This is a genomic window from uncultured Bradyrhizobium sp., from assembly GCF_936943645.1.
In the GTDB taxonomy this organism is placed as follows: Bacteria; Pseudomonadota; Alphaproteobacteria; order Rhizobiales; family Xanthobacteraceae; genus Bradyrhizobium.
In genome coordinates this window covers 86,909-111,176 of record NZ_CAKZJO010000052.1, presented here as the reverse complement: position 1 = coordinate 111,176, position 24,268 = coordinate 86,909, and the positions used below count along the sequence as shown (strand labels likewise).

Below are 24,268 nucleotides of genomic sequence, written 5' to 3'. Positions count from 1 at the left end.
TGGAATCGCTATTGGTGATTCATAAAATCTACAAACTGGGGTGGACGTCACTTGGAAGGGGAGCGACCGATGGCAGCGGCGCTACAGATCAATTTTGCCCTATGGGGGATGCTTATCTGCGCCAGCATGAAGCTGGTGCCGGTGATTCAGACTTTCTACTGAAGGCAGCCACAGCGATGGCGTAGAGCCCCGGTGCGAATATCTCGCCAGCACCAGGGAACCTGCCTTACGGCCTCGGGCCAGCCAAGTGCCTTCAAGTTAAGTGCCTTCAAGTTAAGGGCCTTCAAGTTAAGTGCCTTCAAGTCAGGCGCCATTCATGTGACGGTTCACAGGACTCATCGACGTCACATTCGTGGCAGCTGTCGGACGCTTCAGCGGCAGCGCGGATAGATCGCGGCGAGATCGCGTCCTTTCAGCAGGAGCAAACGCGAGGTGAGGCCGCCGCGGCGGCTGATCCAGTCGCGTACCGGGCCGGGATAGGCCGCAAGCACCGCGACCGATGCTTCCGGCTCGGCATAGAAGCGACCGCGCCGGTCCACCGAACGTGCGGCATGGAAGCCGAGCACGGCGCGCTTGGTGACGCAGATGCGCTCATCCGGCACGATGCTGAGCACCAGTGTGCAGGCGGACAGGCAGGGGCCGTCGATCACCACGCGCTCGCCGCTGTCGCGCACCTTCTCGAACAGATCGAGGAACGGTCCGACCTGTCCCCCCGGAGACTGGATGATGCGGATTTCAGCGGCAGCAGGGGTGATGGCGAGCAGGAGCACTGCAAGCATCAGGACTTTGAGCAATGAGGTGCGTCGCATGAAGCTCTCCACAAGCTCGGTTACGAATCCCGGCGCCTAACCGTTCCGCCTTTGCCCGCGCAGCGTCGGCAAGCCGATACCTGCCGCATCGAAGCCGCCATCAACGGCCAAAATTTGTCCGGTGATGTAGCTCGCCTGGCCTGAGCACAGGAAGTAGATCGCATCCGCAAGCTCTTCCTCGAGGCCGTAGCGGTTGAGCGGAATGGCATCGTGATAGTCGGCGCGGATCTCCTTGCTGTGCACCTGCTTGGCCATCGCGGTGTCGACCGGTCCCGGCGCGACCGCGTTGACGCGGATGTTGAGCGAGGCGAGCTCGACCGCGAGCTGCTTGGTCAGGTGCGCCAGCCCGGCCTTGCTGGTGCCGTAGGCCGAGCGCAGCGTCGAGGCGCGCACCGCCGAGATCGAGGTGATGTTGACGATGGCGCCACCATGGCCCTCGCGCATCAGGGGTACCGCAGCCTTGGTGCAAAGGAAGGGACCGGTGAGGTTGACTTCGAGCACGCAGCGCCAGTCGACCTCGGATGTTTCCATCAGCGGCGCGAACACCGCGATGCCGGCATTGTTGACGAGCGCATCGAGGCGGCCGAACCGGCGCTCGACCGCCTCCATTGCCTCGCTCACTGCGGCTGCGTCCGAGACGTCGCAGGTCAGTGCCAGCGTCGCCTCGCTTTGGTCGATTTCGGCGACCGCCCGGCCGAGCAACTCGCCCTCGATGTCGAGCAGCGCCACACGCCAGCCTTCGGCCAAGAACTTCTTCGCGGTCGCGAGCCCGATGCCGCGCGCGGCTCCTGTGACGAGAGCGACTTTGGTGGGCGAGGGGGGCATGACGGGGTCCTTTGCTCGAACCCGCGGCATGGCAGTTTAGCTGGCCCCGCGCAAGGGATCAGAGCAAGGGATCAGAATTTGGGGCCGACATATCTGAGGCGGTTGATATCGGACTGCCCCTGTTCCGGGAATTCCAGCGTCGGCGTGACATGGCCGACGAGGATGCCCGGCGTCACGGCAGTCTTGATGTATTTGGACTCGCCGGCAGCCAGCTGGAATGACACCACATTCTCGACCTCGGTTGCCGTCGTCACGACATACTTCCCGGGGGGACGGTCGACAAAAGTGAACCCGCCGGGCACGGACCTGCCGACGACTTCATTGTTCATTCGAATCTCAGGCTGGACAGCCGACCCTGCAAATTCGCCCGGCCGGGTGAAGTACACTCGGCCCATGCCCGGCTTCAATGGCGGCATCTGGAAGGCCGGTTCGTCAAGGCCTCGTGGACTCGCGCAACTCGCCAACAAAAATCCGACAAGCAAAAGGGGCAGCGCCCCGATCTTCGATCTCATATGCCCCCGTCCCAAATATCGGAGCGCCCAGCTCCAAATCAGCGGCAAACGGCGAACGGCTGACAATTGCCTCGCTGCTTCCTCGCCCCCACGGGCTCAATTAGGCATACACGCCTTGATTGTGCAACCGTTTTCCGATCGGCAAGCACAGCGGGTATCGACAGCTGCTCGTCAGCGTCCATCGGGAGCGCCGGCCGCGCCGACTATGCCAGTTCCGCAGATGCACGCTGCATGTTGGCCGACATGTCCGCCGTCACGATGCTCTGCTCCTCGACCGCGGCGGCGGTGGAGGCAATGAACTCGCTGACGCCGGCGATCGCGACCTTGATCGCGGTCAGGGAGTTGGCGACGTCGCCGGAGATGGTATTCAGCGCGTCGATTTCGGACGTGATCGTATCGGTCGCCTGCTTGGCTTGACTCGCGAGATTCTTTACCTCGGAGGCGACCACGGCAAAGCCACGGCCGGCTTCGCCCGCGCGGGCCGATTCGATCGTGGCGTTGAGCGCGAGCAAATTGATCTGGCTGGTGATGCCGGAGATCATCTCGACGATGCCGCTCATGGCCTGCGCAGCCGCGGTCAGCTTCTGGGCCTGGCCGTCGGCGGATTCGACCCGATTGGTCGCGACCTTGGAATTCTCGCGCGACTTCGCCATGGTCTCGGAAATTTCGCGGATCGAGGCGCTCATCTGCTCGCTGCCCGCCGCGACCGCTTCGATCAGCCCGCGCGCATTGTCGGCCTTTTTGCGGCCGATCGCCTGCGCGGTGATGTCGGTGGCGTATTTCACCACCTTGTAGGGCTTGCCGTTCAGATCGAAGATCGGGTTGTAGGACGCCTGGATCCAGATCTCGCGGCCGCCCTTGGCGATGCGCTTGTATTCGGCGGCCTGGTATTCGCCGCGGTTGAGCGTCTCCCAGAACTGGCGATAGGCGAGCGAATTCTTCTCGCTCGGCTCGACGAACATGGAGTGGTGCTGCCCCTTGATCTCGGCCAGCGAATAGCCCATCGCCTTCAGGAAGTTCTCGTTGGCGGTGCGGATCGTGCCGTCCATGTTGAATTCGATCACCGCCTGCGACTTCTGGATCGCGGCGAGCTGGCCATCACTGTCGGCCGCCTTCATCTTCTGCGCCGTGACGTCGGTTGCGAATTTCACCACCTTGAACGGCTTGCCGTTCTCGTCGAGGATCGGATTGTAGGTTGCAAGGATCCAGATCTCCGTGCCGCCCTTGCCCAGCCGCTTGTATTCGGCGGCTTCGAATTCGCCGCGGTTCAGCTTGGCCCAGAACGCGGCGTAGGCCGAACTCGCGCGGTCCTCGGGCGTCACGAACATGCTGTGATGCTTGCCCTTGATCTCGTCGAGCGAGTAGCCCATCGCCTTCAGGAAGTTCTCGTTGGCGCTGATGATGGTGCCGTCCATCTGGAACTCGATCACGGCCTGCGCGCGGTTCACCGCGGCGATCTTGCCGGAATCCTCCATGGTCTTGATCTTGTACGCCGTGATGTCGGTGGCGAACTTGATGAAGCTGACCACCTTGCCGTTCTCGTCGCGCAGCGGCGCGTAAGAGGCGTGGATCCAGAGTTCCTTGCCGCCCTTGCCGAAACGCTTGTATTGCGTGGTCTGGAATTCGCCGCGGTTCAGGCTGGCCCAGAAGTCGCGATAGCGGGCGCTCTCTCGCTCGGCCGGGCTGACGAAGATGCTGTGGTGCTTGCCCTTGATCTCGGCCAGCGCGTAGCCGCTCATCTTGAGCAGGTTCTCATTGGCATCGAGGATGGTGCCGTCGAGACCGAATTCGATCACGGCCTGCGACCGATCGAGTGCCTCGACCTCCGCGATCGCGTGCCTGACCTTCTTGCTTTGGAAATTGAACACGTGAGCTCCGCAATCCCCCGGGAGCGAATCGGCAGGATCGCCGTACCCTTTCCCCTGCGCCGATAAGTTGCATGCTCTCCTTGAGCGTCTGTAAACCCAAACAGACGCCGCGGCCGGCTCCGTAATTTCACGTGCGTCAGCCAACTATTTCAACTGGCGAGCGTTCTCGCTCCATATGCACGGCGGAGTTCATTTGGCGGGCTCGTATTTGTACGGAAGACGGGCGAATTTTTTTTCGCGGCGTGTTGACGCAGTTGCGCAGGCGGGCATCGCCGACGACGTTCCCGTGGTTCCCCTCATCTGAAATGACCCCCGAGATAATTTTCTCGCCCTTGTCGGTCGTGTAGAGCCGCGTTCGTCTTACAGGGGCACCGTCGTCGTCCCGAGGGGGGCGATTTCAGCGCCTCCGGAGTGACGAAGAGTAACGAGGACACCTCATGCGATTCATGATGCTGATGATTCCGCTCGGCTACGAGACCGCGCCGCCGGACGTGCAACTCGATCCCGAGCGCGTCGCCGCGATGATGCGCTACAACGAGGCGCTGAAGGATGCCGGCGTCCTGATCACGCTGGAAGGCCTGCATCCGCCCTCGATGGGCGCGCGGGTCTCGTTTGCGACCGGCGCACCCGTCGTGACGGACGGTCCCTTCGCCGAGTCCAAGGAAGTCCTGGGCGGCTACTGGATGATCGAGGTCGCCTCACGAGCCGAGGCGATTGCCTGGGCAAAACAGTGCCCGGCCTCGCCGAATGAAATCATCGAAATCCGGCAGGTGCAGGAGATCAGCGATTTTCCGCCTGACGTGCAAGCGGCCGCCGCCGGTTTTGACGGCCTGAAGACGTAGCCCCAATGGTCGCGATGGAAATCGCGGCTGTCATCAAGCTTCAACAAGGGAGAGAACCGATGAGCACCGAGCACAAATTCCTCGCCGTCTATCTTGGCAGCACGAGCGGCGAAAAGATGAAGGCCTGGCATGCGATGCCGGAAGCCGAACGGAAGGCAAAGGAGCAGGAGGGCATGGCCGCCTGGCACGGCTGGGTCGAGAAGCACCGGGATGTCATCGTCGAGCTGGGCGGCCCGCTCGGCAAGACCCGCAGAATCGACGGAAGCGGCATCACCGAGATCAGCAATGCCCTGACCGGCTTCACGGTGGTGCGGGCTGCTTCGCAGGAGGCGGCGGCAAAACTGTTCGAGAACCATCCGCATTTTGCGATCTTCCCGGGCGAAGCGATCGAGGTCATGCCCGTGCTGCCGATTCCACAGATGTAGGTCTTCGCGATCGTCATTCCGGGGTCGAAGCTCTCGCATCGTCCCGGAATGACGGTGAAAATACGCGTTAACCAATCCGCCGCCCGCTAGTGACCTTCTCGCCCGGCTCATGTAAAAGCCGTTCACATGAGCTGGCGCAAGGAGCAGCGCCGCGCCGAGCGCGGCTATCACCACGGCAATCTGAAGGAAGCACTTCTGCAGGCCGCCCTCGGGTTGATTGCCGAGAAGGGCGCGGCAGGTTTCACCTTCGCCGATGCCGCACGCATGGCCGGCGTCAGCGCGGCGGCGCCGTACCGGCACTTTCGCGACCGTGACGAGCTCCTGGCCTCGATCGCCCAGCGCGGCTTCGAGCAGTTCGAGCAGCGCCTGACCGCGGCCTGGGACGACGGGCGCCCCGACACCGTCACGGCCTTCGAGCGCGTCGGCAAGGCTTACCTCGCCTTCGCCCGAGAGGAGCCCGCGTTCTACAACGCGATGTTCGAATCCGGCCTTCCCGTCGACTCCAATCCGGCGCTGCAGGCCGCGAGCGAGCGCGCCTTCAACATCATTCGCGCCGCCGCCGAGCGGCTCGCGGCGCTGGCACCGCCCGGCATGCCGCGCCCGCCGGCGATGATGATGGCGCTGCACATCTGGTCGATGGCGCACGGCGTGGCCTCGCTGTTCTCGCGTGGCGATGCCGCGCGGCGAAAGCTGCCGATGTCGCCCGACGAGCTGCTCGAGGCCGAGGTGCTGATCTATCTGCGCGGCCTCGGCTTCCCGACCGACCGCCGTCCTCCGGCCAAGGGGGCCGAGCCTCCGCCGGTGCCGCCGGAGTCGTCCTCCGGTTCGGGCGTCCCGCCGGGCGGCCCTCCTGGCGGTCCTTGGGGCAAGCCGAAATAAAGTTGCGCCAATAATCACGCGGGCGTGTCTGGCGGCCAGCTTGACAAAATCGCGGGATGGTCTAGCTATGTAAATGTTATTTACATTCACAACGGCGCTGATGCCGTGATGGAGAAGGGAAATGGCCTACACCGCTGACGTCAATCGCTGGCGCGGCCCCTCGGACCACCAGCAGCAGTACGAGCGGCCCCGCATGCTCGATACGCCCTGGCATCCCGGCTGGATCGCCGTGACCATTCTCGGCTTCATCATCTGGTGGCCGATCGGACTTGCCCTTCTCTTTTTCACACTCGGGAGCAGAAGAATGTCGTGCTGGAGCAATCAGGACCGCTGGCAGAACAAGATGGAGCGGATGCAGTACAAGATGGACCGCATGCGCGGCCGCATGGAGCGCCGCGGTTTCGGCTTCGGCTTCGGCCCGCCGTCCTCCGGCAACCGCGCCTTCGACGAGTACCGCAGCGAGACGCTGCAGCGGCTCGAGGAAGAGCAGGTCGAGTTCAAGAACTTCCTGGACCGCCTTCGTCACGCCAAGGACAAGGAAGAGTTCGACCAGTTCATGGCGCAGCACAAGACGCGTCCGACCCCGCCGCCGACCGATCAGCAGCAGGGTTGATCTTCGAGGCTGCACCTCTCAAAGCCTTCAGGCGCATGCCCCCAAAGTCCTGATGGCCCCGAGCCGCCCGTCTGCGCAACCCGCAGGCGGGCGGTTTGGTTTTGGGGGGCGTTATGGCCAGGACCAGCCCGGCCGCGGCGGTGTGCGTCACCGAACCCGTGCGTGGATCTCCGGCACTAAAGGCACATGGATCTGCGCACCCGCTTGCTGCTCGGCGTCACCGCGCTTGCGGTGCTCGGCTATATCGGCCTCGTCTATGGCGGCTGCGCGATCGATCCCGACTGCCGGTTTCGCCCCTGTCCCGGCGGGCGCGCGTTTTGCGGGGTTGTGCACGGCCAGGGGCACGGGCCATAGGCTCGTGCCTCCGATGACCGGCAAGGCTCAGCGCACCGTCACGAGCTGCGCGCGAACCGAAGCCAGGAAGTGGTCGTAGGCGTGGTCCACGATCTCGTTGAGCGATCGCGTCCGCGCGAAGATCGCCTTGGCTTCAGTGAGAAACTCGTCGCGGGTCGGTATCCTCGGCAGATGCAGATGGGTCAGCGCGTCGACGCCCTCATGCGCGCGATTGAGAATGTCGTGCAGCGTCGGCAGTTGCAGCTGGGCGGGATCGGCCCGGTGCAGCGCCGACGAGATGGCGTGCGCCAGGGCCTGTGCATCGAACCGTCCGGCAAGCTCGCGGGCTGCCCGGTTGATGACGCGGGCGCCGAGCGGCTGCTCGTTGCGCAGCACCTGTTCGGGGGGCGCCTTCATGTTCCAGACGATGCCGAACCAGGACAGCACCGTGAGGACGTAATAGGTGACGTCGACCTCCCACCAGTAGAAACCCTGCCGCACGCTGCTCTGATAGGCGTGGTGATTGTTGTGCCAGCCTTCGCCCATGGTGAGCAGCGCCAGCAGCCAATTGTTGCGGGAATCATCGCCCGTCACGTAGCGCTTGCGTCCGTGCACATGGGCCAGTGAGTTGATGCAGAAGGTTGCGTGATAGACCAGCACCGTGCTCCAGAGGAAGCCGACGATCAGGCCCGACCAGCCCGCCACGATGAAGCAGAGCGCTGCAAGCACGAAGGCCGGCAGCAGCTCCAGCCGGTGCAGCCACATCAGCTCGGGATAGATCGTGAGATCGCCGACCTTCACGAGATCGGTCGTGTCGTGCTCGCGGTAGAAGATCCAGCCGAGATGGCTGTACACGAAGCCGCGCCGACGCGGCGAATGCACGTCCAGCTCGGTGTCGGAATGCAGATGATGATGGCGATGCTTGGCGGCCCACCACAGCACGCTCTTCTGCGCGGTGCTTTGCGCGAGGCAGGCGAGGGCGAACTGAAACACCCGGCCGGTGGCGAACGCCTTGTGCGAGAAATAGCGGTGGTAGCCTGCCGTGACCCCGAACATCCGCATGACATACAGCGACCCGCAGATCGCCAGGGCCTCCCAGGTGATGCCTGACCAGATCGCCGCGAAGCAACCGAGATGGACCAGCACGAACGGTATGGCGGAGGGGTACATGACGTCGTCGTGGTGGTCGTCGGCGGGCGCGTTGGGCGACATGTCTTGGCGTGACCTCAGGTAACGGGATTCCGGGATTTCGTGGCGGCAGCGTTGGCGGCGGCCGGGTACGAAAAACCCGCGGATGGCGGACCACCGCGGGGGGCATGAAGGGGCTGCTTTGCGAGGACATTCCGGCCAAAGCAGCTTGGGCCGAAAATTCGACGGACTATATGGTTGCCGCCGTCCGGCACGCAAGCTCGTAGCCTCACGGGGGGCTGCGGCATGGTGCTCCGGGTGCGTCTGTCGCCCGGGACGTGGCGCGCGACTTGCCGACGATCTATATGAGAGGGCCTCTGGATACCGGAGACGGCGATGACGGCAGCTGCAAACGCGACGACGGACGGTTGCCTCTGGCAGGCGATCCGCGACGAGGCGCAGCGTGCGGTTGCATCCGATCCCGTCTTCGGCAGGTCGCTGACGGAGGCCGTCCTCGCCCATGACGATCTTGCGGCCGCCATCGCCGACCTGATCGGGCGCAGGCTGGGCGGCAACGCCGCAGAGCAGGCCCGCTTCACCGCCTTTTCCCGCGACGCCTTTCGCCGCTCGCCGGAATTGATTGAAGCGGCTGGCCGCGACTTGCAGGCCATCGTGCGCAGCGATCCCGCCATCGCCAGCCTGTTGGCGCCGTTGCTGCACTTCAAGGGCTACGTCGCGCTGCAGGCCTGGCGCGTCTCGAGCTGGCTGTGGCGTCATGATCAGCGCGATGCGGCGCTCTTGTTTCAGAACGAGGCCTCGAACGTCCTGCAGGTCAGCATCCATCCGTCGGCCAGCATCGGCTCGTCGGTCTATCTCGACCACGCCACGGGCATCGTGATCGGCGCCCATGTCGTGATCGGCGACGAGGTCACCATCCTCCAGAACGTCAGTATCGGTCGCGGCAACGAACTGCCGACGCGCTCGCCGCGCATCGGCCGCGGTGTCTTCATCGGCGCCGGCGCGAGCATCCTCGGCGACGTCAGCATCGGTGATCTCGCCAAGATCGGCGCCGGCACGGTGGTGACCTCAGACATCCCCGCCGGCTGCACCGCCGTTGGCAATCCCGCGCGCCTCACCAACTGCCCCGCGCCTGCATCCGCAGCCTGACGCGCGCCTCGCCTCATCCGCACTGCGCACTGACGTCGCCGACGTGATCAATAGCCGGCCGCGAGCCCACTGTTCCGGCGAGGGTCGTTGGCGCCGTAATAGCGGTTGTTGCCGACTTGCTTGCCGTTCAGCGCCGGCGCGCCGACGATGATGACGGCGAGGTGATTGGCCGGTTGTGGCGGGCCGAACTTGTGGCCCATCCCTTCCAGAATCTTCTGCGTGTCCGGCGACAGCGCATAGTTCTCGACATTGGTGATATCGGGCAGCCATTGCTGGTGGATGCGCGGCATGTCGACGGCCTCCTGCGCGTTCATGCCGTAGTCGATCGCGTTGATCATGGTCTGCAGCACGGCCGTGATGATGCGGCTGCCGCCGGGCGTACCCACCACCATCACCGGTTTTCCGTCCTTGCTGACGATGGTCGGGCTCATCGACGACAGCGGCCGCTTGCCGGGCGCGATGGCGTTGGCCTCGCCCTGCACCAGGCCGTACAGGTTCGGCACCCCGACCTTGGCGGTGAAGTCGTCCATTTCGTCGTTCAGCAACACGCCGGTCTTTGCCGCCGTCACCTTGGCGCCGAACCAGTCGTTCAGCGTGTAGGTCACGGACACGGCGTTGCCGTCCTTGTCCGCGATCGAATAATGCGTGGTGTTGCTGCCCTCGTGCGGCGCGACACCAGGCTTGATGTCCTTGGAGACGCCCGCCTTGTTCGGATCGATCACGGCACGGATCTTGGCGGCGTAAGCCTTGTCGAGCAGGCGGTCGAGCGGATTCTTCACGAAATCAGGGTCGCCGAGGTAGCTGTTGCGGTCGACGTAAGCGTGGCGCATGGCCTCGATCTGCACATGCGTGGCCGCTGCGGAATGATAGCCCAGCTCCTTCAGCGGATAGCCTTCCAGGATATTCAGGATCTCGCAGATGATGACGCCGCCCGAGCTCGGCGGCGGCGCCGACACCACGTGATAGCCGCGGTAGTCGCATTCGACCGGTGCGAGTTCGCGCGTCTTGTAGCCGTCGAGATCGTCTTGCGTCAGCAGACCTTTGCCGGCCTGGCTCGAGGCCACGATGGCGCTGCCGACCCAGCCCTTGTAGAAGCCGTCCGTGCCCTTGCCGCTGATCTCGCGCAGGGTTTTCGCCAGCTCCGATTGCACCAGCTTTTCGCCGACGTTGAACGGCTGGCCGTTGTTGAGGAAGATGGCGCCTGAGGCGGGGTCTTCCTTGAAATCGTTCGTTGCCGTGCGCAGCAGGTCGATGTCACCCTGGTCGAGCACAAATCCCTGCTCGGCGAACTGGATCGCGGGCGCGAGCAAATCGGCGCGCTTCATGGTGCCGTATTTTTCGCGCGCATATTCCATGCCCGAGACGGATCCCGGCACGCCCACGGCGAGGTGTCCCTTGGTCGAGATGCCCTTGATGACGTTGCCGTCCTTGTCGAGGTACATGTTGGCGGTCGCCGCCTTGGGCGCCGTCTCGCGGAAGTCGAGGAAGGTCTTGCGTCCGTCGGCGAGCTGGATCGTCATGAAGCCGCCGCCGCCGAGATTGCCGGCGGCCGGATAGACCACGGCGAGGGCATAGCCGACGGCGACCGCGGCATCGACGGCATTGCCGCCGCGCTTCAGCACATCGACGCCGACCTGGGTCGCCAGATGCTGCGCGGAAACCACCATGCCGTTTTCGGCAGCGACCGGCGCGACCGATGCGGCGCGCAAGGGGCTGAACGTGACGAGGCAGACCGATACGATGGCGGCGATGAGCCACCGCACGTTGATCTGTGGTTTCGGCATGGCGGCGTTCCTCAGGCTGGGGCCGGTGGTGCCGGCAAGTTGTTGTCCGCGGATAGAGCCTATCAGCTCGTGTGCGCCGAGGGAGCGTGGCGAGTGTGATGCCAGCCAAAGCGCAAACTGCCCTCCCTCCCACAAGGGCCCACGAGGGGGAGGGAACCGACCTCCGTCGGCGCCACAATCTCGCCACCCCGGCAACGCGACGTGACATCCTGCCTTGCAGCCCGCGGCCTCCCATCTATCTGCGCTGCCTGCCTTTTCGGCAGCCAAATTCGCCTGTGGTAACCTCGCATTAACCAACGGCGGGCTCTGGTAAGGGCGGACAATCGCGCCCAAAGCCCGAAGCCGAGCCCGTCAAGGCCCGGGGCCAAAGGCCCATAGTTTTGACATCTTGGCAGGGAATGCAGACGGCCGGCTTTGGACGAGCCCCTGCACCCCGAAAGACAAGGTTTTGAGCGGGCTTGCCGGCCGCGCCGGTGCTAGCGCGGCCATTGGGGAACCGGCAGCCATTTGCTGGCCGGCACATCGGGTAACGATCGCCTTGAGAGGATACTGCTTATGAATCCGGCCGACGTGGCTCAGTCAGCCCTTCCGGTTGCCGCTTCCGCGGACGTGTCGCTGATCGCGCTGTTCTGGCAGGCTCACTGGATCGTGAAAGCGGTGATGCTGGGACTTCTGTCCTGCTCGGTCTGGGTCTGGGCGATCGCCATCGACAAGATCTTCCTGTTCGCCCGCACCCGCCGCTCGATGGACCGTTTCGAGCAGGCGTTCTGGTCCGGCGAATCGATCGAGGAGCTCTATCGCACCCTTTCGGCCAAGCCGACGCATTCGATGGCCGCCTGTTTCGTGGCGGCGATGCGCGAATGGAAGCGGTCGTTCGAGAGCCATGCCCGCTCGGTCGCGGGTCTGCAGATGCGCATCGACAAGGTCATGAACGTCTCGATCGCCCGCGAGGTCGAGCGGCTGGAGCGCCGCCTGCTGGTGCTCGCGACCGTCGGCTCCGCCGGCCCCTTCGTCGGCCTGTTCGGCACGGTCTGGGGCATCATGTCGAGCTTCCAGTCGATCGCGGCGTCGAAAAATACCTCTCTGGCGGTGGTCGCGCCGGGCATCGCCGAGGCGCTGTTTGCGACCGCGGTCGGCCTTATCGCCGCCATTCCTGCCACTATCTTCTACAATAAGTTCACGTCCGAGGTGAACCGGCAGGCCCAGCGGCTGGAGGGCTTTGCCGATGAATTTTCCGCCATTCTGTCGCGTCAGATCGACGAGCGGGGCTGACGGACGGCATGTATAGTGTGAAGGGCAATTTGGGCACGCGATCATGGCGATGAACGTTGCGAGTTCGTCCGGAGGCGGTGGGCGCCGCGGCCGGCGCAAGCCCGTCGTGGCCGAGATCAACGTCACGCCGATGGTCGACGTGATGCTGGTGCTGCTCATCATCTTCATGGTGTCGGCGCCGATGCTGACGGTCGGCGTGCCGCTCGACCTGCCGCAGACCCAGGCCAAGAGCCTCGAGAACAACGACCAGAAGCCGATCCAGATGTCGGTCGACATCAAGGGCAAGGTGTTCATCAACGATACCGAGATCGCAATCAACGAGCTGATCCCGAAGCTGAAGGCGATCACCGACGCGCGCGGCGGCCTCGAGGAACGCATCTATCTGCGCGCCGACAAGAAGGCGGATTACGGCACGGTGGCCAAGGTGATGGGCCAGTTGTCCGGCGCCGGGTTCAAGAAGCTCGCCCTCGTCACGGAAGCGGATCAGGGGTCCTAAGCCGGTGAAGGTGAACGTCGACAAGACACTCGTTGCGTCGATTGCCCTCCACGTCCTCGTGCTGGGATGGGGGCTCGTCACCTTCAGCAGCAAGGCCTACATCGCGCCGGAAGAGTCGCTTCCGATCGACATCATCTCCACCGATCAGCTCGCCAAGATGATGGCGGGTCAGAAGACCGGCAAGAAGGAAGAGCTCAAACCGAAGGTCGAGAAGATCGCGGAGCCCAAGCCGGAGGAAGACGCCGTCGGCAAGGTCACCGAGAAGAAAGAGCTGATCAAGACCAATTCGCAGCCCGAGCCGCCGCCGAAACCGGTCGAGAAGCCGGTCGAGAAGAAGCCCGAGCCGCCGAAGCCCGTGGCCGAGGCGAAGCCGAAGGAAGAGCCGAAGCCGCAGGAAAAGAAGCCTGATCCGGCCAAGGAAGATCCGATCGCCGAGCTCCAGAAGAAGCTGGACACCAAGAAGCCGCCGCCCAAGCCGGTGGAGCATAAGGTCGCGGCAGTGCAGCCGCAGCAGCAGCCGAAGCCCAAGGAGCGAACCTTCGATCCCGCGCAGATCCAGCGCGACCTCGACAAGCGCGCCGCGACCCGGCACGAACAGACCGGCTCGGCGATGAATGCGTCGGCATCGTTGGGCGCGGCGACCGGCACGGCCGCCAATAACGTTGCAACCTGGCAAGGGGCGTTCTTGTCAGCGGTCAAACGCTGTTTCACGCCGACCTATAACGGCCAGGATGCCGATCAATACGAAGCTGACATTGATATTTACATGAAGATCGATGGCACGCTGGCATCCGAGCCGGTCGTCGTTGCGGTGAGGGGACCGTCGCGGTCGATCGCCCAGGCGGTGGCGGACAGTGGCAAGCGCGCTATCATGCAATGTCAGGCCTATTCGTTCCTGCCGAAGCAACAGTATGACACTTGGAAAACTATCCCGATGCGCTTCGGCCTGAAGGATATGTTGTGACATCCGAACAAAAAGAATTTTGCGATGAATGACGTTCGATCGATGAACCGCCGCCGCTTCATGACACTGACCGGATCCGCGCTCATGACGTTTGGGGCTGGACATAACCTCGCCCAAGCGCAAAAGCGGCTTGAAATCAATCCAACCGAATTCCAGCCGATCCCGATCGCGATCACCAACTTCCTGCCTGGCTCGCCGTCCGACGGCGACGTCGGCAACGGCGTCACGCAGGTCATCACCAACAATCTGAAGCGCTCGGGCCTGTTCGCGCCGATCGACCAGGCCGCCTTCATCGAGCGCATCAACAACATGGATGTCGCGCCGCAATTCCAGAACTGGAAGACGCTCAACGCGCAGGCCCTGGTCACAGGCCGGATGACGCGCCAGCCCGATGGGCGGCTGAAGGCCGAATTCCGCCTGTGGGATGTGATCTCCGGCCAGCAGCTCACGGGCCAGCAATATTTCACCTCGCCGGAATATTGGCGCCGCATCGCCCACATCATCTCCGACCAGATCTATGAACGGATGACCGGCGAGAAGGGCTATTTCGACAGCCGCGTGGTGTTCGTGGACGAGAGCGGTCCGAAGGAGCGTCGCGTCAAGCGGCTCGCCATGATGGACCAGGACGGCGCCAATGTGCGCTATCTGACCCGCGGCTCCGACCTCGTGCTGACGCCGCGCTTCTCGCCGAACTCGCAAGAGATCACCTACATGGAGTTCGGGCAGGGCGATCCGAAGGTCTATCTCTTCAACATCGAAACCGGCCAGCGCGAGATCGTCGGTAACTTCCCGGGCATGACCTTTGCGCCACGCTTCTCGCCGGACGGCCAGCGCGTCATCATGAGCCTGCAGCAGGGCGGCAATTCCAACCTGTTCGTGATGGATCTGCGCTCGCGCTCGACCACGCGCCTCACCGACACGCCGGCGATCGACACGTCTCCGTCCTACTCGCCTGATGGCAGCCGCATCTGCTTCGAGTCGGATCGCGGCGGCCGGTCGCAGATCTACGTGATGGCGGCGGGCGGCGGGCAGGCGCAGCGCATCTCGTTCTCCAAGGACGACACCAACGCCAGCTATTCGACGCCGGTGTGGTCGCCGAAGGGCGATTACATTGCCTTCACCCGGCAGGGCGGCGGACAGTTCTCGATCGGCGTCATGAAGCCCGACGGCTCCGGCGAGCGGCTGCTCACCTCCGGCTTCCACAACGAAGGCCCGACCTTCTCGCCGAACGGCCGCGTGCTGATGTTCTTCCGCGATCCCGGCGGCAATGGCGGACCGTCGCTCTACAGCGTCGATATCTCCGGTCGCAACGAGCTCAAGGTGCCGACGCCGGGCTTCGCCTCCGACCCCGCCTGGTCGCCGCTATTGTCCTCGACGGCGGGTCAATAGACCCGTGCGTTCGCAACGCGCGATGTTTTCGAAAAAGCGCGCGGATTTTTTCGCATTCGGTGGGGAAAGCAATCCTTTCTTCACCCTGCGCTCGGCAAGCCTTGCCTAGTTGCTTGATATTTAAGCAGAAATCGGTTCGCCGATACCGAAAAACAACTCGACTTTAACGATGTTCCCTCAGAAAGGCTTCATCTGGGCTGGGTAAAAGTACGCGCCAAACAGGACGCGTAACAAGCCAATGCAACTGGCCGACCAGAAGCAGAGTGATCGAGACGAGCTGGAGCCGATACTCTACGCCGCTCTCATCAACTCGATGGTGCAGAATTTCTGGGCGATTTTTCTGGGCTCGGCCTCCGCGGCCGTGGCCGCGGTGATGACTGCGCTGAAGACGGGCGACGTCTGGCTGTGGCCGCTTGCGTTCCTGCTGATCGCGATCGGCACCGCGCGCGCCTTTCAGATGCGCGGATACGAGAACCGCACCGAGGCGCTGTCGTTCGAAGAAGCCAAGCACCTGGAGCCGCGCTATTGGATCGGCGCGCTGAGCTACGCAGCGGTGCTCGGCCTGTGGGCCTTCGTCGTCATCTACAACAACAACGATCCGGTCGCCGACATGCTCTGTGTCGCCATCGGCATCGGCTACACTGCGGGCGGTGCCGCCCGTAATTACGGGCAGCCCCGGGTGATCCAGTGGCACGTCGCGCTGGCTTGCGGCCCGATGTCGCTCGCCCTGCTGCTGCACGGCGGGTTCTACCACATCGGTCTCGCCATCCTGCTCGTGTTCTTCTTCATCGGGCTGAAGAACATCAACCTCAGCCTGCACGCGATATTCGTCAAGGCGCTGACCTCGAGCTTCCGCGAATCCGCGCTGGCGCATCAGTTCGACACCGCGCTCAACAACATGCCGCACGGCCTGTGCATGTTTCGCGCCGACGGCCGTCTTGCGGTGATGAACCATCGCTTCAGCGAGCTGATGACCTTGCCCGACGACCTCGTCAAGCGCGGCGCCACGGCCGCCGATATCGTGTCGGCCTGCGTGTCGGCCGGTTCGATCTCGGCGGAGAGCGGCAACCAGATCCTGGCGGAGATCGCGCATGCGCGCGTCTGCGAGATCGTCACCGGCGATCCGAACGCCTCGCGCGGCCGCACGCTGGCCTGGACGTTCCAGCCGATGACCGGCGGCGGCACCGTGCTGCTGCTGGAAGACATCACCGAACGCACCAACGCGGAAGCCCGCATCAGCCATCTGGCCCGTTACGACGAACTCACGGCACTGCCCAACCGGGTCAGCTTCCACGACGAGATCGAGCGGCTGCTGGCGAACTCGCATCATGCCGAGCGGCTCTCGGCCCTGCTGTTCGTCGACCTCGACCAGTTCAAGCAGGTCAACGACACGCTCGGTCACCCCTGCGGCGACCAGCTCTTGTGCGCGGTCGCCAACCGCCTGCGCGAGATGCTGCGCCCCGAGGATTTCGTCGCGCGCTTCGGCGGCGACGAATTCGTCGTGTTCCAGCAGAACATATCCTCGCCCGAGGACGCCGCCGCGCTTGCCCGCCGTATCGTCGAGCGGCTGAGCGAGCGTTATCGCATCGACAATCACCTGGTCGAGATCGGCGCCAGCGTCGGCATCGCGCTGACGTCGCCGGAAGGCGCCAGTGCCGATACGCTGCTCAAGAACGCCGACATGGCTCTGTACCGCGCCAAGGCGGACGGCCGCGGCACGTTCTGCTTCTTCCGCGACGAGATGGCGGCGACCGTCGAGGCGCGCCGCATCCTCGAGCTCGACCTGCGCAAGGCGCTGGCGAACGAGGAGTTCGAGCTGTTCTATCAGCCACTGGTCAACCTGAAGTCCGGCAGGATCACCACCTGCGAGGCGCTGCTGCGCTGGAATCATCCGGTGCGCGGCACGGTCTCGCCGGTCGACATCATCCCGGTTGCCGAGGACATGGGCCTGATCGTCGATCTCGGCCGCTGGATCCTGCGCCGCGCCTGCATGGAATGCATGAAGTGGCCGGAGAGCGTCAGCGTCGCCGTCAACTTCTCGCCGCAGCAATTCCACCAGCGCGACGTGCTGAGTGAAATCCGCTACGCGCTCGAAGTGTCGGGCCTGCCGGCGCATCGGCTCGAGATCGAGATCACCGAGTCCTCCCTGCTGCGCAACACCCAGCTCACCCACGACATCCTGTCACAGCTGCACACGCTCGGCGTGCGCATCTCGCTCGACGATTTCGGCACCGGCTATTCCAGCCTCAGCTATCTGCACAATTTCCCGATGCAGAAGGTGAAGATCGACCGCTCCTTCCTCGAAGGCATCGACACCGACCGCCCGCTGACGCTGCTGCGCGGCGTGGCGCGGCTGTCTGCCGATCTCGGCATGGCGGTCGTGGTCGAGGGCATCGAGACCAACGAGCAGCTCGACCTGATCAGCGCCGACGGCACCGTCTCCGAGGCGCAAGGCTATCTGTTCAGCCGTCCGGTGCCCGCCGTGCGGATGCGCCAGCTCCTCAACGCCTCGCATGGACGGCGCGGCGAAGGCCAGCTCCAGGTCGTCGGCTCTCGGTCCTTCGCCTAAGTCCATTTCCCGAAACGTCCCGTTATTTCAGGCTGTTGCAGGGGCACCGTAGTGCTACGGAGGTTAACCCTAACCCTTCGATTGCTTTGCATACTTGTTAAGAAGGTGTTAATAAATGACCACGCCCGCGCAAGTTGTCTTGCAGGAATGGCTTTGAATGCCGCGGCGTGAGTGTGGGTAAGGAGTTGGAATGCAGTCCTCAGCCAGATCTGTCATTTCGGCTGTTGGACGGGGCGCAGACCTCCTGACCGACGTCGATTATCATCTCGCGGAAACCGTCGCGGAGAAGGAGGAGATCTACAATCTCCGCTACCGCGCCTATCTGCGCGAGGGTGCGGTCAAGCCCTCGGCGGAGGCACGCGTCACCGACCGCTACGACGAGCTGCCGAACGCCTGGACCTTCGGCGTCTATCTCCATGGCGAGCTCTGCAGCTCGGTCCGCATCAGTGTGCTGACGTCGGAATGGCGCGAATCCACCTCGGCCGATGTCTTCCCGGACATTCTGATGCCGCGGCTCGATCGCGGCGAGGTCATGATTGACCCCACCCGCTTCGTGGCCGATCCCGACCAGGTCAAGCGCGTTCCGGAATTGCCCTATCTGACGACCCGCCTGGCCTACATGGCCTGCGAGCATTTCAACGCCGATCTCGGCCTCGCCATCGTGCGTCCCGAGCATCAGGCCTTCTACCGGCGGGTGTTCCTGCACGAGACCATCGCCGAGCCGCGGCTGGTTCCCGGCCTCACCAAGCCGTTCGGGTTGATGGCGGCGGATTTCCCGAGCTTCCGCAAGAAGGTGTTCGAGCGCTACCCGATCATGCGGTCGACCGCCTTTGAGCGGCGGATGCTGTTCGGGCGCGGCGGCCAGCGCCAGGTGCCGCAGCGGCCGGTGCTCGTGGCGGACGCCGCGCACGCTTGAGGCCGGCGCCGGCGCGGATACGGCGCCACGTTTGAGCCCGATCTCGGCCTTTCACCCGTCACGCGCAGGCCGGCCTTGCGCGTCAGACCCAAAATTCCAGCCGAAACCGGCGTTTTTGCTGGCTGGCGCGGCTTGCCTTCACCCTCGCGCCACATTTACAACCCATTAACCATGATGGGTGCTTTTCGGCAGTTGGGGGCATTTGATCGGCCGAGGCAAGGTTCCGTCAAGGTTGACGGAACGTTCGCTTAACCAACCCCCTGTAGACCGGACACCAGTGGACGAACGTGAGCGTGGAGGCTCCGGAATGAAACATCCTATGCGTATCCTCCAGGGATTGAAGCTGGCCGCAGTGCTTGCCGTCGCGCTGTCGATGGGCGCCTGTGCCAACAAGAATGCTGCGACGGATGCGATGGCCAATGCGGCGACGCCTGGCAGCCAGCAGGACTTCGTGGTGAACGTGGGTGACCGCGTGTTCTTCGAAAGCGACCAGACCGATCTGACCCCGCAGGCGATCGTGACCCTGGAGAAGCAGGCGCAGTGGCTGCAGACCTATCCGCGCTACTCCTTCACCATCGAAGGTCACGCCGACGAGCGCGGCACCCGTGAATACAACATCGCGCTCGGCGCCCGACGCGCCCAGTCGGTCCGCTCGTTCCTCGCCTCGCGCGGCATCGATGCGAACCGCATGCGCACGATCTCCTACGGCAAGGAGCGGCCGGTCGCCGTCTGTAACGACATCTCCTGCTGGTCGCAGAACCGTCGCGCCGTCACCGTGCTGAACGCGAGCTCCTGACGTTCAGTCAGGCCCCGTTCATCTTCAGAGACCGATTATGCCGGCGCCCTCTCGGGCGCCGGTTTCGTTTCAGCATTCTGTGACAGAATCCCCGTGGCAACAGACACATTTTTGGCGTACTCCCCTTCAATGTGTGGCGCGTCACATGTTCCGTCGCAGGCCATTTCGCTTTCGTCGTCAGGGCAAGATGTCATCCAGATTTAAGGTCTTTACCGGCACCGTGGCGATCGCCGCGCTGCTCCCCTTGTTCACGCCCGTCTTCGCCCAGACGGATGATGATCCCGAGATGCGGATCGAGCGGCTGGAAAACCAGCTGCGCCAGCTCACCGGCCAGAACGAAGAGCTGCAATACCGCAATCGCCAGCTCGAAGAGCGGCTGCGGGCGCTCGAGGGCGGCGCGCAAGGCGGACCCGGACAGGCGCCGGTCCAGCCCAACGCCGCCGCCGTTCCACCGGCGCAGGTCGCCCCTGGCTATCGTCAGCAGCAGCAGGCCCAGCCGAATTACGAGCAGCCGCAGATCGCCGCACCCGCGCCGATCATTCAGGAGCAGCCGGCACCCGGCGCCCCCGGCAAGAGCCGCCGCGGCGATGCGTTCGACCCGAACCAGAATCCGAATGCGCCGGGTGCGCCGCGCGCGCTCGGCGGCGGGCAGCAGCCCATGTCGGCCGGAGCACCCGGCGGCCGCGGCGCGGGCGAGCCGCTCGATCTCGCCAACACCGCCCCACGTTATCAGCAACAGGCCGCTCCCCCGGCCGCGCAGCCCGGCTATCCGCCGGCCCAATCCGGCTATCCGGCGCCTGCCGGCGCCCCGGCCCTGACGACGTTGCCGCCCTCGGCGACGCCGCGCGACGAGTTCGATCTCGGCATCGGCTACATGCAGCGCAAGGACTATGCGCTCGCCGAGCAGACCATGAAGAACTTCACGCAGAAATATCCGAGCGACCCGCTGCTCGGGGACGCGCAATACTGGCTCGGCGAGAGCTACTTCCAGCGCCAGCAATACCGCGACTCCGCGGAAGCCTTCCTCGCCGTCACCACCAAATACGAGAAATCGGCCAAGGCCCCGGATGCGCTGCTGCGGCTCGGACAGTCGCTCGCCGCGCTGAAGGAAAAGGAGGCCGCCTGCGCCGCCTTCGGCGAGGTCGGCCGCAAATATCCGCGCGCCTCCGCCGGCGTCAAAGCCGCGGTCGACCGCGAGCAGAAGCGGGTGAAGTGCTGACGTCCGGGGTCCTGACAATGCGGATGGTGCTGCGCTAGATTGCGCCCGCCATTCGCTGGCGATTGCTGGGCAGCGTCATGTCAGACGATGACAATTCTCCGATCTCGACGCGTGAGGCGAGCCGGCTCTTCGCCGGCCTGAAGAATGCGCCCGCGCTGGTGCTCGCCGTCTCCGGCGGGCCGGATTCGGTCGCGCTGATGTGGCTGATGGCGCGCTGGCAGCGCAGCCTGGCGCGCGCGCCGCTTCTCACCGTCGTCACGATCGATCACGGCCTGCGGCCCGAGGCGGCGCGCGAGGCGCGTGAGGTCAAGCGGCTCGCCACCGAGCTCGGATTGCCGCATCGGACCCTGCGCTGGCGCGGCGCCAAGCCGAAGACGGGGCTGCCGGCAGCCGCACGCGAAGCCCGCTACCGCCTGCTCGCAGAGGCCGCGCGTGCCGCCGGCGCCAGCCATGTGTTGACCGCCCATACCCGCGACGATCAGGCCGAGACCCTGTTGATGCGCCTGTTCCGCGGCAGCGGACTTGCGGGACTGTCGGCCATGGCTCCGCTCAGCGCGCGCGACGGGATCGTGCTGGCGCGCCCGCTGCTCGACGTGGCGAAGGCGCAGCTGGTCGCGACCTTGAAGCGGGCGAAAGTCGGCTTTGCCGACGATCCCACCAACCGCGACGCCGCCTTCACCCGGCCACGGCTGCGCGCGCTGCTGCCGCTGCTCGCGGCCGAGGGTGGCGATGCCAGAAATCTGGCGCGGCTCGCGACCAGGCTGGCGCGGGCCAATGCGGCGGTCGAGGTGCTGGCCGACGGCGCCGAGCGCTTCCTCCGTTTGCGGGATCGCGGCGATGCGTCGCAGGCGGGCGCTCGGAGCTTCGAGGCTTCGGCCTTTGCAGCCCTGCCGGAGGAGGTCCGGCTGCGGCTCCTGCTCCGGGCCGTCAACGCGCTGGGGCATGAGGGGCCTGCGGAACTCGGCAAGGTCGAAACCCTGATGTCCGTGCTGGATGAGGCCATTGCGGCGGGCTTGCGCGCTCGCCCCGGTCGTCGCCCAGGCGTGAAGCAGACCCTTGCGGGAGCCTTGATCAGCCTGGCCGGCGGGCGTATCCACATCGCACCGGCGCCGGCCAGGCGCCGCAAGGGCGGACAGGCCCGGGACGAGGGCGGATCATGACACCAGCCATTTCGCCCGGGCACCGTCAGGACACCTTAACCAGGCAGGAAAAACCCCGCTCCAGGCGCCATTATTTCAGCGGGAATCGCTCTAAGATGGGCTAAATAGTCCCATCTCATTCCCTTGGCAGCGACCCGGGCGGCACCTAAATTGTATGCGTCTAACCGAGAGGATTCCTTGGGGATTTTCTCTGACTTGCCCAAGTAACTCCTGCAGGTAACACCTGAAGGTAACTCCTGAAGGACCAGGCCGCGATCCGCGCGACCACGAAGGAAGATCGATGAACGCCAATCTGCGCAACTTCGCCCTCTGGGTCATCATTGTCTTGTTGCTGTTGGCGTTGTTCACGCTCTTCCAGAATCCGGGTCAGCGCGCCTCCTCGCAGGACATCGCGTTCTCGCAGCTCCTGAGCGAAGTTGACCGCGGCAATGTGCGCGACGTCGTGATCCAGGGTCCCGACATCCACGGCACCTTCACCAACGGCTCCAGCTTCCAGACCTATGCACCGAACGATCCGACGCTGGTGAAGCGCCTCTATGACAGCAAGGTCCAGATCACCGCGAAGCCGCCCGGCGACAACGTGCCGTGGTTCGTCTCGCTGCTGGTCTCCTGGCTGCCCTTCATCGCGCTGATCGGCGTGTGGATCTTCCTGTCGCGGCAGATGCAGGGCGGCGCCGGCAAGGCGATGGGCTTCGGCAAGTCGCGTGCGAAGATGCTGACCGAAGCGCATGGCCGCGTCACCTTCGAGGACGTCGCCGGCGTCGACGAAGCCAAGCAGGACCTGCAGGAGATCGTGGAGTTCTTGCGCGACCCCGGCAAATTCCAGCGCCTCGGCGGCCGCATTCCGCGCGGCGTGCTGCTGGTCGGTCCTCCCGGCACCGGTAAGACCCTGATCGCGCGTGCGGTCGCGGGCGAAGCCAACGTGCCGTTCTTCACCATTTCGGGTTCGGACTTCGTCGAAATGTTTGTCGGCGTCGGCGCGAGCCGCGTCCGCGACATGTTCGAGCAGGCCAAGAAGAACGCGCCCTGCATCATCTTCATCGACGAAATCGACGCGGTCGGTCGTCACCGTGGCGCCGGTCTCGGCGGCGGCAATGACGAGCGCGAGCAGACGCTGAACCAGCTGCTGGTCGAGATGGACGGCTTCGAGGCGAACGAGGGCGTGATCCTGATCGCCGCGACCAACCGCCCCGACGTGCTCGATCCCGCGCTGCTGCGTCCGGGCCGCTTCGACCGCCAGGTCGTAGTGCCGAATCCCGACGTCGTCGGCCGCGAGCAGATCCTGAAGGTTCACGTTCGCAAGGTGCCGCTGGCGCCCGATATCAACCTCAAGACCATCGCGCGCGGCACCCCGGGCTTCTCCGGCGCCGACCTGATGAACCTCGTCAACGAAGCCGCGCTCACCGCCGCGCGCCGCAACAAGCGCATGGTGACGCAGGCCGAGTTCGAAGAGGCCAAGGACAAGGTGATGATGGGCGCCGAGCGCAAGTCGCTCGTCATGACCGAGGAAGAGAAGCTGCTGACGGCCTATCACGAGGGCGGCCATGCCATCGTCGGCCTCAACGTGCCCGCGACCGATCCGATCCACAAGGCGACCATCATCCCGCGCGGCCGTGCGCTCGGCATGGTCATGCAGCTCCCCGAGCGCGACAAGCTGTCGATGTCCCTGGAGCAGATGACCTCGCGCCTCGCCATCATGATGGGTGGCCGCGTCGCCGAAGAGCTGATCTTCGGCCGCGAGAAGGTGACCTCGGGTGCGGCCTCCGACATCGAGCAGGCCACGCGCCTGGCCCGCATGATGGTGACGCGCTGGGGCCTGTCGGAAGAGCTCGGCACGGTCTCCTACGGCGAGAACCAGGACGAGGTGTTCCTCGGCATGTCGGTCTCGCGCACGCAGAACGCCTCCGAGGCGACCGTGCAGAAGATCGACTCCGAGATCCGCCGCCTGGTCGAGGAAGGCTACAAGGAAGCGACCCGCATCCTCACCGAGAAGCACGCCGACCTCGAAGCGCTGGCCAAGGGCCTGCTCGAGTTCGAGACGCTCAGCGGTGACGAGATCGTCGACCTGCTCAAGGGCAAGAAGCCGAACCGCGAGTCCGTGCTCGAGCCGACCACGCCGCGCGCTTCCGCGGTGCCCCCGGCCGGCAAGTCGCCGCGCCCGCGGCCCGATGCGGATCCCGGCCTGGAGCCGCAGCCGCAGGCCTGATCGAAAGCGGCAGATGAGATTGAAAAACGCGGCGGAAACGCCGCGTTTTTTGTTGGCTGGCGGTTCGCGCGCAGGGCGGGCACGGCGCTCCCGGAC

General features: G+C 64.6%; 22 protein-coding genes. 16 read left to right on the top strand and 6 right to left on the bottom strand.

Going from position 1 to position 24,268, the window contains the following annotated elements; all coding sequences use genetic code 11:
• Positions 1-371: 371 nt before the first annotated feature.
• From Q0743_RS11365 to Q0743_RS11350, 4 genes are all read right to left on the bottom strand, one after another.
• The gene (locus Q0743_RS11365) at positions 372-809 is read right to left on the bottom strand and encodes a hypothetical protein (RefSeq protein WP_298241609.1); all 438 of its coding nucleotides are present in this window, start codon (positions 807-809) and stop codon (positions 372-374) included.
• Between the two features lie 36 nt (positions 810-845).
• Complete coding sequence (locus tag Q0743_RS11360; protein WP_298241608.1) at positions 846-1,634, bottom strand: SDR family NAD(P)-dependent oxidoreductase; 789 nt, start codon at positions 1,632-1,634, stop codon at positions 846-848.
• A 71-nt stretch (positions 1,635-1,705) separates the two neighbouring features.
• On the bottom strand, positions 1,706-2,029 hold the full coding sequence (locus tag Q0743_RS11355) for a DUF2846 domain-containing protein (RefSeq protein WP_298241726.1): 324 nt from the start codon (positions 2,027-2,029) through the stop codon (positions 1,706-1,708).
• 320 nt (positions 2,030-2,349) lie between these two features.
• A complete protein-coding gene (locus Q0743_RS11350) occupies positions 2,350-4,014 on the bottom strand; it encodes a PAS domain-containing methyl-accepting chemotaxis protein (protein ID WP_298241607.1) in 1,665 nt (554 codons plus the stop codon).
• 437 nt (positions 4,015-4,451) lie between these two features.
• On the opposite strand from Q0743_RS11350, the gene Q0743_RS11345 reads away from it, so the two are divergent.
• The 5 genes from Q0743_RS11345 to Q0743_RS11325 all read left to right on the top strand — a co-directional run bounded on the left by Q0743_RS11345 (position 4,452) and on the right by Q0743_RS11325 (position 7,127).
• Positions 4,452-4,856 (top strand): YciI family protein, encoded by a 405-nt coding sequence (locus Q0743_RS11345; RefSeq protein ID WP_298241606.1) that lies wholly within the window; start codon positions 4,452-4,454, stop codon positions 4,854-4,856.
• A 59-nt stretch (positions 4,857-4,915) separates the two neighbouring features.
• The gene (locus Q0743_RS11340) at positions 4,916-5,281 is read left to right on the top strand and encodes a YciI family protein (protein WP_298241605.1); all 366 of its coding nucleotides are present in this window, start codon (positions 4,916-4,918) and stop codon (positions 5,279-5,281) included.
• A 126-nt stretch (positions 5,282-5,407) separates the two neighbouring features.
• On the top strand, positions 5,408-6,160 hold the full coding sequence (locus Q0743_RS11335) for a TetR/AcrR family transcriptional regulator (RefSeq protein ID WP_298241604.1): 753 nt from the start codon (positions 5,408-5,410) through the stop codon (positions 6,158-6,160).
• Between the two features lie 121 nt (positions 6,161-6,281).
• Positions 6,282-6,773 (top strand): DUF2852 domain-containing protein, encoded by a 492-nt coding sequence (locus Q0743_RS11330; protein ID WP_298241603.1) that lies wholly within the window; start codon positions 6,282-6,284, stop codon positions 6,771-6,773.
• Positions 6,774-6,959: 186 nt separating this feature from the next.
• Positions 6,960-7,127, top strand: coding sequence for a hypothetical protein (locus tag Q0743_RS11325; protein ID WP_298241602.1), 168 nt, complete (start codon positions 6,960-6,962; stop codon positions 7,125-7,127).
• Between the two features lie 27 nt (positions 7,128-7,154).
• Here Q0743_RS11325 and Q0743_RS11320 read toward each other — a convergent pair whose 3' ends face one another.
• Positions 7,155-8,318 carry an acyl-CoA desaturase gene (locus Q0743_RS11320; RefSeq protein ID WP_298241601.1) on the bottom strand — a complete coding sequence of 388 codons (1,164 nt, stop codon included), beginning with the start codon at positions 8,316-8,318 and terminating at the stop codon, positions 7,155-7,157.
• A gap of 312 nt (positions 8,319-8,630) precedes the next feature.
• Between Q0743_RS11320 and Q0743_RS11315 the strand changes: the two genes are divergently transcribed.
• Positions 8,631-9,401 carry a serine acetyltransferase gene (locus tag Q0743_RS11315; RefSeq protein ID WP_298241600.1) on the top strand — a complete coding sequence of 257 codons (771 nt, stop codon included), beginning with the start codon at positions 8,631-8,633 and terminating at the stop codon, positions 9,399-9,401.
• Between the two features lie 47 nt (positions 9,402-9,448).
• Here Q0743_RS11315 and ggt read toward each other — a convergent pair whose 3' ends face one another.
• A complete protein-coding gene (gene ggt / locus Q0743_RS11310) occupies positions 9,449-11,185 on the bottom strand; it encodes a gamma-glutamyltransferase (RefSeq protein WP_298241599.1) in 1,737 nt (578 codons plus the stop codon).
• Between the two features lie 555 nt (positions 11,186-11,740).
• On the opposite strand from ggt, the gene tolQ reads away from it, so the two are divergent.
• The 10 genes from tolQ to ftsH all read left to right on the top strand — a co-directional run bounded on the left by tolQ (position 11,741) and on the right by ftsH (position 24,172).
• Positions 11,741-12,457, top strand: coding sequence for a protein TolQ (tolQ, locus tag Q0743_RS11305; protein WP_018641591.1), 717 nt, complete (start codon positions 11,741-11,743; stop codon positions 12,455-12,457).
• Between the two features lie 43 nt (positions 12,458-12,500).
• Positions 12,501-12,953 (top strand): protein TolR, encoded by a 453-nt coding sequence (gene tolR / locus Q0743_RS11300; RefSeq protein WP_166468131.1) that lies wholly within the window; start codon positions 12,501-12,503, stop codon positions 12,951-12,953.
• A gap of 4 nt (positions 12,954-12,957) precedes the next feature.
• The gene (locus tag Q0743_RS11295; protein WP_298241598.1) at positions 12,958-13,917 is read left to right on the top strand and encodes a protein TolA; all 960 of its coding nucleotides are present in this window, start codon (positions 12,958-12,960) and stop codon (positions 13,915-13,917) included.
• Between the two features lie 24 nt (positions 13,918-13,941).
• Positions 13,942-15,306 carry a Tol-Pal system beta propeller repeat protein TolB gene (gene tolB / locus Q0743_RS11290; RefSeq protein ID WP_298241597.1) on the top strand — a complete coding sequence of 455 codons (1,365 nt, stop codon included), beginning with the start codon at positions 13,942-13,944 and terminating at the stop codon, positions 15,304-15,306.
• A 238-nt stretch (positions 15,307-15,544) separates the two neighbouring features.
• Positions 15,545-17,875 carry an EAL domain-containing protein gene (locus tag Q0743_RS11285; RefSeq protein WP_298241596.1) on the top strand — a complete coding sequence of 777 codons (2,331 nt, stop codon included), beginning with the start codon at positions 15,545-15,547 and terminating at the stop codon, positions 17,873-17,875.
• A 190-nt stretch (positions 17,876-18,065) separates the two neighbouring features.
• On the top strand, positions 18,066-18,791 hold the full coding sequence (locus Q0743_RS11280) for a hypothetical protein (RefSeq protein WP_298241595.1): 726 nt from the start codon (positions 18,066-18,068) through the stop codon (positions 18,789-18,791).
• A 307-nt stretch (positions 18,792-19,098) separates the two neighbouring features.
• Positions 19,099-19,587, top strand: coding sequence for a peptidoglycan-associated lipoprotein Pal (pal, locus tag Q0743_RS11275; protein ID WP_097659842.1), 489 nt, complete (start codon positions 19,099-19,101; stop codon positions 19,585-19,587).
• Between the two features lie 187 nt (positions 19,588-19,774).
• Complete coding sequence (ybgF, locus tag Q0743_RS11270; protein WP_298241594.1) at positions 19,775-20,806, top strand: tol-pal system protein YbgF; 1,032 nt, start codon at positions 19,775-19,777, stop codon at positions 20,804-20,806.
• Between the two features lie 77 nt (positions 20,807-20,883).
• Entirely contained in the window at positions 20,884-21,966 is a 1,083-nt protein-coding gene (gene tilS, locus Q0743_RS11265) for a tRNA lysidine(34) synthetase TilS (RefSeq protein ID WP_298241593.1), read from the top strand.
• A 280-nt stretch (positions 21,967-22,246) separates the two neighbouring features.
• Positions 22,247-24,172, top strand: coding sequence for an ATP-dependent zinc metalloprotease FtsH (gene ftsH / locus Q0743_RS11260; protein WP_097659839.1), 1,926 nt, complete (start codon positions 22,247-22,249; stop codon positions 24,170-24,172).
• Positions 24,173-24,268: the final 96 nt, after the last annotated feature.

Coding starts and splice junctions, on each gene's coding strand:
- ftsH (WP_097659839.1), top strand. CDS start 22,247: ATGAACGCCAATCTGCGCAACTTCGCCCTCTGGGTCATCATTGTCTTG.
- Q0743_RS11320 (WP_298241601.1), bottom strand. CDS start 8,318: ATGTCGCCCAACGCGCCCGCCGACGACCACCACGACGACGTCATGTAC.
- pal (WP_097659842.1), top strand. CDS start 19,099: ATGAAACATCCTATGCGTATCCTCCAGGGATTGAAGCTGGCCGCAGTG.
- Q0743_RS11325 (WP_298241602.1), top strand. CDS start 6,960: ATGGATCTGCGCACCCGCTTGCTGCTCGGCGTCACCGCGCTTGCGGTG.
- ybgF (WP_298241594.1), top strand. CDS start 19,775: ATGTCATCCAGATTTAAGGTCTTTACCGGCACCGTGGCGATCGCCGCG.
- tolR (WP_166468131.1), top strand. CDS start 12,501: ATGGCGATGAACGTTGCGAGTTCGTCCGGAGGCGGTGGGCGCCGCGGC.
- Q0743_RS11315 (WP_298241600.1), top strand. CDS start 8,631: ATGACGGCAGCTGCAAACGCGACGACGGACGGTTGCCTCTGGCAGGCG.
- Q0743_RS11335 (WP_298241604.1), top strand. CDS start 5,408: ATGAGCTGGCGCAAGGAGCAGCGCCGCGCCGAGCGCGGCTATCACCAC.
- Q0743_RS11280 (WP_298241595.1), top strand. CDS start 18,066: ATGCAGTCCTCAGCCAGATCTGTCATTTCGGCTGTTGGACGGGGCGCA.
- ggt (WP_298241599.1), bottom strand. CDS start 11,185: ATGCCGAAACCACAGATCAACGTGCGGTGGCTCATCGCCGCCATCGTA.
- Q0743_RS11360 (WP_298241608.1), bottom strand. CDS start 1,634: ATGCCCCCCTCGCCCACCAAAGTCGCTCTCGTCACAGGAGCCGCGCGC.
- Q0743_RS11330 (WP_298241603.1), top strand. CDS start 6,282: ATGGCCTACACCGCTGACGTCAATCGCTGGCGCGGCCCCTCGGACCAC.
- tolQ (WP_018641591.1), top strand. CDS start 11,741: ATGAATCCGGCCGACGTGGCTCAGTCAGCCCTTCCGGTTGCCGCTTCC.
- Q0743_RS11285 (WP_298241596.1), top strand. CDS start 15,545: ATGCAACTGGCCGACCAGAAGCAGAGTGATCGAGACGAGCTGGAGCCG.
- Q0743_RS11345 (WP_298241606.1), top strand. CDS start 4,452: ATGCGATTCATGATGCTGATGATTCCGCTCGGCTACGAGACCGCGCCG.
- Q0743_RS11355 (WP_298241726.1), bottom strand. CDS start 2,029: ATGGGCCGAGTGTACTTCACCCGGCCGGGCGAATTTGCAGGGTCGGCT.
- tolB (WP_298241597.1), top strand. CDS start 13,942: ATGAATGACGTTCGATCGATGAACCGCCGCCGCTTCATGACACTGACC.
- tilS (WP_298241593.1), top strand. CDS start 20,884: ATGTCAGACGATGACAATTCTCCGATCTCGACGCGTGAGGCGAGCCGG.
- Q0743_RS11365 (WP_298241609.1), bottom strand. CDS start 809: ATGCGACGCACCTCATTGCTCAAAGTCCTGATGCTTGCAGTGCTCCTG.
- Q0743_RS11340 (WP_298241605.1), top strand. CDS start 4,916: ATGAGCACCGAGCACAAATTCCTCGCCGTCTATCTTGGCAGCACGAGC.